Raw genomic sequence first — 12,437 nt, forward strand, 5'->3', positions numbered from 1 at the left:
CGCGAAACGCTTTATCCTTTTTCATATAAGCTAATCCTCTCCTCTATCGTGTCTCCATTCTGGTTGTTCCAAGTTATCTGTGCATAAATATGCTCGATATCATCTAGTTTTATATAATCACCATCTTCTGTTAGTACAGGTCCTTCTATCCTTCCAATGTCCACATCACTGATCTGCATATCTCCAGTCATCGTTTTCCGCCAGATCACGACTTGTTTATTTTTACTTACCAACGTGAACTCTGCTTGAAAAAATTCAGAAACTAGTTTATCTGATTTTAATTGTATTCTGCCACCTCCAGAAACGAAAGTTTGTGGCTGAATTTCTATCTTATAATCTTCGATCCTCCAGTTCTCACTTTCAGCCGTTACGATCAGATGGTAATAGTGCTGCTCCGTTGCGCTTGGTTTGAAGAACACCACCGTCACAACGGTCAACATCGCAAATATTAATAGCATGTCTTTACCTAAAATCATGGGCTCTACCTCCTGCAGAAACACGTATCATTATTTTACCACGAAGGTTACATATAAAATATTAAATCTAATGACAAATATAAATATTTTGTTTATAATACTTTTTAGGAGAAAGAACAGAGCGAGGTGACAAAGATCAGGGGTGTCGCGCACATAAGTTGGATATCAAACAACCCCGATTAGAGAGCTATGACCACTGCTGAAATTATTATGAATCTAGGGATTAAGGAATACCGTCTTTGGCTTTATCTACAACAAAGAAATTTTGAGATACCAGAGATGAATGAAATGGTTGCCCATTTTGGAGCCAACCCAAGAACGATACGAACCTGGCTAAAAAAATTACAAAAGAATGGCTGTTTATAAGTAAAAAGGCATACCTCTGGTATGCCTTAAAATTATTTTTAGCCTGCTTGGGTTTGACTGATATCCTTTGACTGTATGAATTGGTAACGAATAAATTGTCTCCTAATAAAAACGCTCATGCAAAGAATAGCAACCGTAGCCGATCCAAATAGCAATGGTAAATGACCTTCTTTATATAGAATACTTCCAAGAAGTGGACCGGCCGCCATCCCCATATATCGAGAAAAGTTGTATATACCCGCAGCTGTAGCCCGCTGTTGGGTGAAACACTCTGTTAGCCACGTGGTTTGCACTGGCAGCGATAAGCCGAAGAACAAACCAAACGCTGCGATATTAATGGCAATCGCTACTATAGAGATTTCAGCAATGAAAACGAATGAAAAAGTACAGAAGGACAACAAAATTGAAAATACGATGATGCGCGTTCCCTCGGGGATGGACAGGAGAACTCTTCCGCCAAGGAAGCTTCCAACCATCATCATGACAGATAAAGCAAGAAAAAACAATCCCTTCTGCTGTGCAGTTAATCCATAGTATAACGAAAGAACTTCAGGCAGAAAGACAAGGTAATGATAATACACGTAGTATTGTATAAAACCTAGAACGAGTATGGCTGCTCCTATTGGATGCATGAGTACTCTTTTATAACTCGTAACCGATGAGCTCGCAGAAGACTGGCTTGCCATTGCGGTCTCAGGCAGCAGTTTACCATTTAAGATTAGCATTATAAAACCTGCTGCTGCTAATACCCAAAATACGCCGTGAAAACCGAAGTATCCCCCAACATATCCACCCACAACAGGTCCCACAACAGGGCCAAGAGCCACGAACATTTGAAATTGTCCCATAGCTTGTCCACGCCACTTGCCCTGGAATAGGTCAGCGATCACCGTTGTTGCCACAACCGAGCAAGAAGCGATTCCGATACCCTGTAGTACTCTTAGAAGGAGTAGTTGTTCGATAGAATTTACAAATGAGCCCAAAAGAGAAGCCACCATATAAAGCCCTAAGCCTGGCAGCAGTATTTTTCTTTTTCCATATCGATCAACTAATGGTCCATAAACCAATTGCATAACAGCCAAAGCAATCGTAAAGATCGATATCGAAAAACTAATCAATAATTGAGAGCTTCGGAAATCCGCTTGTATTTCAGGAATAATGGGTGTATAAATCGTTTGGGTAAATGGCCCGAGAAAAGTAGCAAAAGAAACTAGATATAAGATAATCTTGGGGTTCATCTTGCACCTCCCCTATAATGGATAAAGTTTATCGTACCTCCAGTTCAAAGAAAAGTCTATACTAGAAATTAGTAACCAACCTCATTTTTCCAAGTTCATCCAGTTTTCCCTTCTTATTTTCGTAACAATTTAGACCAAGATTCGTAACAAATTTTCGGCTGGGTCTGTGATATGATGTATTTACACAGTGAGTATAGTTTTAACAAACCAATCACCATATGAACGAAAACTTTACAACTTAGATTTTTTCAACAGGTATGTGATTGAATGCACAATATATTTTTTCGTGCGTTTTGTGAATAGTTTCACATAATTTTCTGTTCCCAAAAAAGGAGTTGAGAAAAATGAAGGTTAAAGCTTCTTGGTTCACCCTTATCACCTTGTTCTCCCTGGTCTTGCTAACAGGATGCAGTACTAACATGGTTGTTTTTCAGCCTGAGGGCCCTGTTGCCCAAAGCATCCTAGATCTCATTAACTGGTCCCTTATTTGGATGGCCCTAGTCGTTGCGGTGGTTTTTGTGCTATTTGGCTACATTGTTTGGAAGTACCGTGCAACCCCTGAAAATAAAGATTATGAGCCGCCAGAAGAGCATGGAAGTACGGTAATGGAGATTACATGGACAGTGATTCCTCTTCTGATTGTTATCGCCTTAACCATACCGACGGTTACAACCCTTTATGCACTGGAAGACGTGCCAAAAGGCTATGAAGATAAAGAGCCCATTACGATTCACGTAACATCCGCGGATTGGAAGTGGATCTTCAGTTATCCTGAGCAAGGGATTGAGACGGTTAACTACCTCAACATTCCTGCCGGCACACCGATTGATTTCCGCTTAACATCAGCTACCACGATGCAATCCTTCTGGATTCCTGCGTTAGGTGGGCAAAAATATACAATGAATAAATCAGAAAACCAAATGTACCTTGTTGCGGATCGTCCGGGTTCCTACCTAGGAAAGAACACGAATTTTAATGGGCGCGGCTATACGGAGATGGAATTCGAGGTGCTAGCTCAAACGGAAAAAGACTTTGAGAAGTGGGTACAAGATGTGAAAGAAACCGCCCCTGAATTAACAGAAGAAAAATACGAAGAACTGTTAAAGCCGACTCACTTAGGCCGCTTAACCTTTAGCAATACCCATCTAGAGTGGGTTGACCATTCTAAACCAGGATCAAGAACCTATAGCAATCCTGAATTATACCGTTTAGAGCATGGATACCCAGGAAAAATCTTTGATAAAAACAATAACGGAGGTGAACACCATGAGCAACATCCAGTGGGACCACATTCTAGTCATTAATGATCCGCTCCTCTTAGGAGCTTTCATATCTATGGTTTTATCCGGGATTGGAGCTGTGGCTCTAGTCACCTATCTGAAGAGATGGGGTTGGTTATGGAGAGAATGGATCACAACTGTTGATCATAAGAAAATCGGGATTATGTATATTCTTACCGCTGTTCTTATGTTTTTCCGTGGAGGGATTGACGGACTCTTAATGAAGGTTCAAACCTCCAGACCAGAAATGGAATTCCTAAATGCACAGCACTATAACGAGATTTTTACTACGCACGGCGTAATCATGATTCTTTTCGTGGCCATGCCGTTTCTTATCGGGATAATGAACGTCATCGTGCCGCTTCAGATTGGAGCAAGGGATGTTGCTTTCCCTCAGTTAAATGCATTAAGCTTTTGGCTGTTCTTAAGTGGAGCTGCACTCTTCAATATTTCCTTCGTTGTCGGAGGATCCCCTGATGCCGGTTGGACTTCTTATTTCCCTCTAGCAGGGAAAGAATTTAGTCCAGGGATCGGAAATAATTACTATGCTGTAGCCCTGCAAATTGCCGGGATTGGTACCTTGATGTCTGGTATTAACTTTATTGTAACGGTTCTGAAGATGAGAACCAAAGGTATGACCTTGATGAAGATGCCGATGTTCACATGGACTTCTTTTGTGACATCCATCATCATTGTTGCTGCTTTCCCAATCTTTACCGTGGCCCTTGCCTTAATGACCTTAGACCGATTGTATGGAACTCACTTCTTCACCTTGTCTGGCGGTGGGATGGATATGCTCTGGGCCAACCTATTCTGGCTGTGGGGTCATCCTGAGGTATATATCGTAGCTTTACCAGCTTTCGGGATTTTTTCTGAGGTGATTTCTACCTTCTCTCGCAAGACGCTTTATGGATATAAGACGATGGTTTATTCCATTGTAGCCATTGCTGGACTTAGTATGGTCGTATGGGTTCACCACTTCTACACTATGGGTTCAGGACCAGCAATCAATTCTTTCTTCTCCATCACGACGATGCTGATTGCCGTTCCAACAGGTGTAAAAATCTTTAACTGGCTGTTTACTATGAGAAAAGGTCGCATCCAATTTACAACAGCGATGTTATGGGCTCTAGCCTTCGTACCCAACTTTGTAATTGGAGGCGTGACAGGAGTCATGCTGGCTATGGCTGCAGCAGATTACCAATATCACAACACCTTGTTCTTAGTCGCACACTTCCACTATGTATTGATTCCGGGTGTCGTGTTTGCGGTATTTGCTGGACTTTACTACTGGTGGCCAAAGATGTTTGGTCACATGCTCAATGAAAAGCTGGGTAAATGGCATTTCTGGCTGTTCGTCATAGGTTTTAACGTAACCTTCATGCCTATGTTCTTCTTAGGATTAAAAGGTGCTGTACGACGCGCCTATACGTTTTCAATGGAATCTGGATTCGCATCCCTGTTCTTAGTTTCAGCTATAGGTTCCATCATTCTTGCCGCAGGATTTGCGGTATTCTGCTATAACATCTATTGGAGTGCAAGATACGCAGATCGCAATATCTCTCATGACCCATGGGATGCAAGAACGCTGGAGTGGGCAACGACAAACCCTGTTCAGTACTATAACTTCGCAACTCTGCCTGAAGTAAAGAAGCTTGATGCTTTCTGGGAGATGAAAAAGAACAAGGATAGTCTAGCTCTACAAGCCAAAGAGCTTGAAGAGATTCATATGCCGAGCAATTCTGGACTCCCCTTCTTTATGTTTGTAGTATTTACGATTGCAGGCTTCCTACTCGTCTTTGAATGGCATCTTGCCGCAGCGATTGCTGCTATTGGAATTGTAGCCGGATTACTCATTCGCTCCTTCGATTATGATCAGGGCTACCATGTTCATGTCGAAGAAGTTGCGGAAACCGAGCGCACATGGAGAAAGGTAGAAGGAGAGGTGAACACCCATGTCAGCTAAAGTCAATACGGCCTTGCCTTTGGAATACCAGACCCTCCAAAACCAAATGAACATCTTAGGATTTTGGATTTTTCTTGGAGCAGAAATCGTTTTGTTTGCCACACTATTCGGGGTTTATGGCGTATTAGGAACTCGTTTTGCTGATGGTCCGATTTTAAAGGATCTTATCGTCATGCAGGATGTGTATATTCAAACCGTACTGCTCTTGGTAAGTAGTTTTACTTGCGGTATCGCGATCTTTGAAATGCGTCGCCATAATGTGAAGGGGCTCATGACCTGGTTGATCATCACCTTGGGTCTTGGAGCAGGATTCCTTTTCATGGAGATCCGAGAGTTCTTGCACTATATTCATGCAGGAGCAACGATTCAGACCAGTGCCGCTTTCTCTAGCTTCTTTGCCTTACTTGGTACTCATGGACTTCACGTGACGCTAGGTATCTGCTGGGCGATCGCGATTATGGTTCAAATTAAGAAAAGAGGCTTGACCTCTGATACGGCTCGGAAGGTATTCATTATCGGTTTATACTGGCACTTTCTTGATGTCGTATGGATCTTTATTTACACCTTCGTGTATCTAAAAGGGGCGGTGGCTTAAATGAGACAAACAGCAGGTTTTCCTAAATCACAGATTTTCGGCTTGTTCCTCTCTTTGGTTCTTACGTTTGGAGCAGGATTCATTGCTTTGAAAACTTCATTATCCTTCGGCATGATTATGGCCATTATCGGTACTTTGGCTCTGATTCAAGCCGGCTTGCAGCTCTTCATGTTCATGCATGTAAGTGAGGGCGAAGATGGAAAAACAAATATCATCAACATGTTGTATAGTCTCTTCTGTGCAATTGTCATCGTGTTTGGAACGATCTGGGTCATGACTCTTGGGACCCATACCCACTAAAACACAAAAACCAGCTCAATTTTATGAGCTGGTTTTTTTTCTTATATACTTCGATTCTACACTGCTGTATCGTTTAGGATTACTAACTACAAGCGTGAGCTTCGGTTGGGCAGGAGTTGTCGAAGAAACCCTCTCCCTGTTCAAGTCAGCATCTTCAATCAGCGCTAAGAACATTCCAAACCCAAAAATAATCATGAAAGATACCATGACGCTCAGGCCAATAAAAAGGAAATATCGACTTTCGGTACCGCTTACAAAGAAGCTGGATATAAAAATAGTAAAACCTATTATTAGTCCAATAAGGGTAATTCTTTTAATATGTAAAAGTGCTTTACTCTGTTGTACGTTCATCGTTATTCAACCCCCCTTATCTTTATTTTATCCAAGTTCACAATTTTGTCAAATTCTTTTCACAGATTTGTTACATAATTAAACTTGACAAATACTATTCATAGAACACATTTTTGGAGGTTTTGTATGGTGAGGAAGCTTTTCTCCTTTTTCTTTATCCTTTTCCCTATTCTGACTGGTTGTGGGACATATGAAGAACCCATTCAGCCTACACGCTATCACATTGAGAATAGAGACAGAAATGCAGGAGATAACGAAGATCCCCATTTTCCAGTAGACCCGTCGATACAACATGATGATGAGTCCATTGTTATCAGAAAATGACAAAGAGAAGAGGCTGCAGCCTCTCCCCTATCAGCTTAGCGGAAGTTGATTTAAATCGAGGTAACCACGACCTTGATCATATGGGTGTAACCCGCGATCCTCCACAGAATTGAGAAGAATGGTTTTGACTGAATCTGGTGTATAGGCAATTCCATTGTTTTGGAGATGTTGGATAATTAAAGCGACAGCTCCTGCACAAATAGGAGTTGCCATGGAGGTACCAGAGAGGACAAAGTAGTTGGTTGCTACCCGACTAGACTTTTGAAGCTTATCGAGGTAGGAATTAGGGGAACGCAGAGAGACTATCGCAACTCCTGGCGCTAATAAGTCAGGCTTCGTAGCTTGATCTGGCGTAGGACCCCGGCTGGAGAAGTCCGCTATAATATCATCTGCTCTACTTTCTGTATTACGGTCATCCATGGCTCCAACGGTGATAACCCTAGGACTAATTCCCGGGCTGGCGATGGAGCCTCTTCGCGGACCTTCATTCCCTGCAGCTACACAGACAACAATCCCTGCGTTCCATGCTCGTTCTACCGCTCTAACCATCGGATCGTCAGCGGCGGGACCGGTGGCTGTACTTCCCAATGACATGGAAATAATATCAATTCCATACCTTTCCTTGTTTTGAATACACCAATCCACACCCGCAATGACGGTGGAAAGCGAGCCTGATCCTAGCTTATCTAGCACTTTTACTCCGATAACATGAGCCCTTGGAGCGGGTCCTTTATAGAGCCCATCCGAAGCCGTACCATCCCCGGCCGCATCTCCCGCACAGTGGGTGCCATGTCCATTATCATCATAGGCCTGATCCCGATTGTTAATAAAGTCGACAAATGTTGTCATACGATTAGCAAGATCTGGGTGAGCATAGATACCCGTATCCAGGACAGCGATGGTAACCCCTTCGCCTGTTAATCCATTTTGGTGTAAGGTAGTGCCGCCTATAGTTGGCGTAGCCACGTTCAGAAAAGCTTGGACTGCCCTGTCATCATGAATCTTCTTAATCCCATGACAGTTTTTGAGAAGCTCTTCTAAGGCCGCAGGCGTGGTCACAACAGAGCAACAGGAAATACTAGAATAATAGTGTTTGTATTCGCAAAACAGGGTTCTCTTCATGGTTTCCTCGACTTCCTGAACAGAAGAAAGGCAGTCTCCATCCTCGAATTCGATCACCACAGGAAATTTTTTTGTAAGCTTTAAGCTTTTTTCAAGAGGTTTATGCAAGAAGCAGGGTACCCAGCGAAAGGGACGGTAAAGATTCACCAGTTTATTTCGCAAAGGACTATCTAGTTTCGAAGCATATTGTCTTGCTGTTTGAATCATCGAAAATCCAAGCAATTTATCTCCCTCCTAATCATTAGTTCATAGGGTCTATATATTCTATGAATCTATGAATAAGGAGGAAGCGGTGTTTACCTAATCATTGATAAATGGGCGCTCTTACCATTTCAACGACTTAACTAGCTTCCAAAGGGTCTCCTGTTCACTTTCATCTAGCCCCCATTCTTGTATTTCTCTCCTAATGCCTTCGAGAGTCCCATAGCCTTTGACAAATCCATTTAACCTTGCAACAAGGGTAGATTGCATAAACTCTTCATGTGAAGGAAAATGAATGTTTAAAGCCTCGGTAGCAGATTTATATCTTTTTAAATAATATTTTTGGTGATAGTCTTCAGCTTGATAAAAGGCTTTAAATGGCGAGATTTCTGTCTGGATCACCCCCGTAAGGGTCTGCTCCCATTCGCTCTTCTTTTCTAAAATCTTCACTCTTTGTACTTCCGTATGATAAAGAAGGATGGACATATACTGGCGCGGTTTTATCCCTAGCCTCGAGGGGTTATGATTGCCAAAAAACACATCCAAAATGTCTTCAAATCTAATCACATGCGGGTTAAACTCCACCTGGAGTACTTCTGTATGATCTCCCATCTCCCGATACGATGGATTTTCCTTTGTTCCTCCAGCATAACCCACACGAGTGCGAATAACTCCAGATAGATGACCGAACCGGGCATCCGGGCCCCAGAATCAACCCATGCCAAACGTAACCGTTTCAATTAGATGGCTCATTTATCTTCTCTCCTTTTTAATACATAATAATTATTATGTTAACCGATTAGAATAACTCCAATTGATCCGGTGGTTGATTCAGCTTAAGATACTCCTGGCCCAAAAGATCCATCAGATCCATGGCATTAGACACGGCATGACCGCCAGAGTTATTATTGAATAGAACGATGATTTCTCTTGTATCCTTACTGAGCTCACCTAACCTGTCTACCCATTCAGCCAGTTCTTGCCGGCTGTAATGATAAAGATATCGCACCTCTCTCCAATTCGCATTCCCTGAACTTGTCCACCCTTGTACATTCCTTCCATGAAAACGAACAATTGCCAAATCTTCGAGTGTCGATTGTAGGACGATAGGAATTGAACCTTCTCCAGCCTGTGGTTCATCGCAAATGCTATGGATCCATCCCTCTTTCTGCATAAAAGAAAGCGTCTTATCCTTAAATTTAGGCGTGAACCAGCTTTGGTGACGAAACTCAAGTGCAACAGGGAGACTACCCATCTTACGCTTTACCGCTTTTAATGTATCTACGTTAGTTTTTGTACAATCAAACCAAGGTGGAAACTGAAAAAGGATAGCCTTTAATTTGCAAGCCTCCACAACCGGCTGTATCGATGCAATAAAACTCATAAACATTTCATCAGCTGACGGAAAGGGATTTTTACCGCGCAAATGACCTGTCATTCCTTGATACGCTTTAATTACGAAAAAGAATTCTGGCGGGGTTTTCTCAGCCCATTTTTGATAACTCTCTCTAGATTGGATCGCGTAAAACGAACTGTCGACCTCCACAACCGAGAAGTGCTGGCTATACCTTTGGAGTTTCTTCCGATTCGGTACACCATCCTGGTATAAGTCATCATGATCGCCCCAACCTGTTAAACCAATCCTAATCATTCATTCCTCATCCCTCTTTAAAAGATTAAAGAAAGTATAGCATAGGAGGACGTCAACTCATAGAAAAGAAGCCATCTAAGAGCAGTGATGGCTTCTCTAGTAACTAGCTTTCATCGTTGACTGACTTTTCTACGGTTGGTATCCAGAATGTAAAGCTCGTTCCTTTGCCTAATTGACTGGTTACTGTAATTCTTCCTTGGTGCATGTTAACCAATTCCTTTACGATCGCGAGGCCTAACCCGGTTCCTTTATTTGTTTTTGATCGGACGCGATCTCCTTTAAAGAAACGCTCCCATACCAAGTCAAGATCATCTTCGCTAATTCCAATTCCCGTATCGGATACACTGACTTGTAAGTATTCCCCATCCTTTTGTGCGCTAAGGACAATTTCTCCATTTTCTGTAAATTTTACTGCATTTTTAACTAAATTCTTTAGGATCTGCATGATTCTGTCCTTGTCCGCGTGAATTCTTGGCAGATCATTTTTAACACGAACAATGAGCTCGTTCCCCTTCTCTTCTGCTTCTTTCGAGAAGATCGAGCTTACCTTCGACATGACCTCGTTTATGTCAACCGGCGTCTTAAACAAGGTAACGTCGTTATTCTGCAGCTTGATCAAGTCCATAAGATCGTCAACTAAGCGATTAAGGTGCATAGCTTCCTGATACATGATGTCATAATACTTCTTTTTCATTTCTTCTTCTTCGACCAAATCATCAAGAAGGGCCTCGAGAAACCCTTGCATAGCGGTGAGAGGAGTTCGCAACTCATGGGAGATGTTAGTTAGAAAATCGTTGCGTATTTTTTCTTCTTTTTTCTGATTATTTTCAACCTGTTCCAGCTTTTCTGCCAAACTGTTAATCGTATCAGCAAGATCGGCAATCTCTGCAGGATGTTCAATATGAACCCGTTGCTTATAGTTCCCTTTTTCGATGGCCGAAGCGGTCCGTTCAATGTTTCGCAAAGGACGTGAGATCGACCAGGACAGATAGGAAACCAGCGTGGTTGTTAATAAGACACCAAACAAGGTAGCCCATACTATCGTTTCCCTAATGTATCGAAAAGTCTCAGTCAATCCTTCTACAGGGGCATGCAGAACAATACCGCCATAAATCTCATCCTTTTTACCCCATGGTACAACAACAGAGAGCATAGGGTTTTTTAGTCCATCGAACTGCAGCTCCGTCTGGACATCCTGCCCTTTTGAAATTCGACTTACGATGCTATTGGCAACTGACTTGCCTATAAACACTTCGTCCTTGGTGGAAGTCGCCATGATTCTGCCACTGAGATCAAATACCCAAATTCGGGTATTAAAAGATTGGTCGAGAAAAGCAAGTAATTCCGTCTGGGATTCTCCTAGTTTTGAAGTATGCTGAATGGCCATATTGACCTGCTTTGCCTTTCGCAATAACTCTTCTTGAGTAGCCTTGTAGATATGTCCCTTTGCGAACCAGGAGATCGTAAATCCTACAAACCCCAAACCGATTAAGACGATCATTAAGTAGCTTAACAAGAGTCTCCGGAACAAGCTTTTATTCTTCCAATCAATCATCCCGTCACCTCAAATTTATAGCCTACTCCCCACATCGTGTGAATAATGGGCTGATCCATGCCGCCTAGCTTTTGTCTTATTTTCTTTACATGAACATCTACGGTTCGGATGTCCCCAAAAAAATCATAGCCCCATATTTGTTCTAAGAGTTGTTCTCTCGTAAAGACAATTCCTGGGGATTTTGCCATATGGATTAACAGTTCAAATTCCTTGGGTCTGAATGCAACGACCTCCCCAGCTATCGTAACCTCCCTGCGCAAACTATCTATCGTTAAATTTCCAAACTGTAAGGCCTGGATATCCTCCTCTAATACAGGTTTTTGCTGCATCCGGCGCAAAATGGCTTTCATACGTGCCACTAGTTCTCTTGGACTAAACGGCTTCGTAATATAATCATCTGCTCCAAGCTCTAATCCTAAGACACGATCAAATTCCTCTTCTTTAGCTGTTAGCATAATAATGGGCACATCTGAAAACTTGCGTATTTCACGGCATGCATCAAAACCATCTAGTTCCGGCATCATAATATCCAATATGACAAAGTCTGGAGAATTCTGCTTAACTAATTGAACCGCTGAATGGCCATTATCAACCTCAAGCATCTCCATTTGTTGCTTTACAAGGTATAGCCGAACAAATTCACGAATATTAGGATCATCATCAGCCATTAACACGGTAATGGTGGACATGATATTCACCTTCCTTTTAATTACAAAGAAAAATAGGGACTCGCATGGCTTAACTTCATGAGATTCCCTATGACCCTATTTGGGGTTATGATATTATATTCGTGATAGATGCCCAATTTATGACCAAAGTATGACCACGTGCAGAAAGGAAAGTGAAAGAGAATGACAGGAACGGCTCATAAGCTAAAAATATTGGGAGAAGAATGGGTATATATAGGTGTTGAAAACGGACTTGAAGTTTATATCCATCAATTACATGAATGGATTAATTTATATAATCCGAAGACCGGCGAAATGCACGAAGACTAACCATGCTTGAAATA

At 42.1% G+C, this 12,437-nt stretch carries 13 protein-coding genes and 1 pseudogene; 6 read left to right on the plus strand and 8 right to left on the minus strand.

What is annotated here, in order from left to right:
• Window positions 1-11: 11 nt before the first annotated feature.
• Window positions 12-458, minus strand: a complete 447-nt coding sequence (locus EIZ58_RS15960; protein ID WP_167577749.1) for a hypothetical protein — start codon at window positions 456-458, stop codon at window positions 12-14.
• Window positions 459-880: 422 nt separating this feature from the next.
• Complete coding sequence (locus tag EIZ58_RS15965; RefSeq protein WP_134701829.1) at window positions 881-2,080, minus strand: MFS transporter; 1,200 nt, start codon at window positions 2,078-2,080, stop codon at window positions 881-883.
• Between the two features lie 344 nt (window positions 2,081-2,424).
• On the opposite strand from EIZ58_RS15965, the gene qoxA reads away from it, so the two are divergent.
• The 4 genes from qoxA to qoxD are packed head-to-tail and all read left to right on the plus strand — an operon-like array spanning window position 2,425 to window position 6,221.
• The gene (qoxA, locus tag EIZ58_RS15970) at window positions 2,425-3,384 is read left to right on the plus strand and encodes a cytochrome aa3 quinol oxidase subunit II (protein WP_134701830.1); all 960 of its coding nucleotides are present in this window, start codon (window positions 2,425-2,427) and stop codon (window positions 3,382-3,384) included.
• On the plus strand, window positions 3,347-5,326 hold the full coding sequence (qoxB, locus tag EIZ58_RS15975; RefSeq protein WP_134701831.1) for a cytochrome aa3 quinol oxidase subunit I: 1,980 nt from the start codon (window positions 3,347-3,349) through the stop codon (window positions 5,324-5,326). Before qoxA ends, qoxB begins: the two co-directional genes overlap by 38 nt.
• Complete coding sequence (gene qoxC / locus EIZ58_RS15980; protein WP_134701832.1) at window positions 5,316-5,921, plus strand: cytochrome aa3 quinol oxidase subunit III; 606 nt, start codon at window positions 5,316-5,318, stop codon at window positions 5,919-5,921. The genes qoxB and qoxC overlap by 11 nt, the downstream gene beginning before the upstream one ends.
• Window positions 5,922-6,221: a cytochrome aa3 quinol oxidase subunit IV gene (gene qoxD / locus EIZ58_RS15985; RefSeq protein WP_134701833.1), complete on the plus strand. Its 300-nt coding sequence runs from the start codon at window positions 5,922-5,924 to the stop codon at window positions 6,219-6,221. It abuts the gene before it with no gap.
• A gap of 21 nt (window positions 6,222-6,242) precedes the next feature.
• Here the strand turns inward: qoxD and EIZ58_RS15990 are convergent, their stop codons facing one another.
• A complete protein-coding gene (locus EIZ58_RS15990; protein ID WP_134701834.1) occupies window positions 6,243-6,572 on the minus strand; it encodes a hypothetical protein in 330 nt (109 codons plus the stop codon).
• 126 nt (window positions 6,573-6,698) lie between these two features.
• On the opposite strand from EIZ58_RS15990, the gene EIZ58_RS15995 reads away from it, so the two are divergent.
• Window positions 6,699-6,896: a hypothetical protein gene (locus EIZ58_RS15995; RefSeq protein ID WP_134701835.1), complete on the plus strand. Its 198-nt coding sequence runs from the start codon at window positions 6,699-6,701 to the stop codon at window positions 6,894-6,896.
• Window positions 6,897-6,926: 30 nt separating this feature from the next.
• On the opposite strand, the gene EIZ58_RS16000 is transcribed toward EIZ58_RS15995, so the two are convergent.
• The 5 genes and pseudogenes from EIZ58_RS16000 to EIZ58_RS16020 form a co-directional block, all read right to left on the minus strand.
• Entirely contained in the window at window positions 6,927-8,240 is a 1,314-nt protein-coding gene (locus EIZ58_RS16000; RefSeq protein WP_134701836.1) for a S8 family peptidase, read from the minus strand.
• A gap of 102 nt (window positions 8,241-8,342) precedes the next feature.
• Window positions 8,343-8,918, minus strand: a pseudogene (locus EIZ58_RS16005) (peptide-methionine (S)-S-oxide reductase); the annotation flags it as partial.
• Window positions 8,919-9,018: 100 nt separating this feature from the next.
• Window positions 9,019-9,870, minus strand: coding sequence for a DUF72 domain-containing protein (locus tag EIZ58_RS16010; protein ID WP_134701838.1), 852 nt, complete (start codon window positions 9,868-9,870; stop codon window positions 9,019-9,021).
• A 103-nt stretch (window positions 9,871-9,973) separates the two neighbouring features.
• On the minus strand, window positions 9,974-11,425 hold the full coding sequence (locus tag EIZ58_RS16015) for a sensor histidine kinase (RefSeq protein WP_370297701.1): 1,452 nt from the start codon (window positions 11,423-11,425) through the stop codon (window positions 9,974-9,976).
• Window positions 11,422-12,114 carry a response regulator transcription factor gene (locus tag EIZ58_RS16020; protein ID WP_134701839.1) on the minus strand — a complete coding sequence of 231 codons (693 nt, stop codon included), beginning with the start codon at window positions 12,112-12,114 and terminating at the stop codon, window positions 11,422-11,424. Before EIZ58_RS16020 ends, EIZ58_RS16015 begins: the two co-directional genes overlap by 4 nt.
• Before the next feature lie 162 nt (window positions 12,115-12,276).
• On the opposite strand from EIZ58_RS16020, the gene EIZ58_RS33485 reads away from it, so the two are divergent.
• Window positions 12,277-12,423 carry a hypothetical protein gene (locus tag EIZ58_RS33485; protein ID WP_167577750.1) on the plus strand — a complete coding sequence of 49 codons (147 nt, stop codon included), beginning with the start codon at window positions 12,277-12,279 and terminating at the stop codon, window positions 12,421-12,423.
• Window positions 12,424-12,437 lie beyond the last annotated feature (14 nt).

Origin of the sequence: Ammoniphilus sp. YIM 78166 (assembly GCF_004522215.1) — a bacterium.
Taxonomy (GTDB): Bacteria; Bacillota; Bacilli; order Aneurinibacillales; family RAOX-1; genus YIM-78166.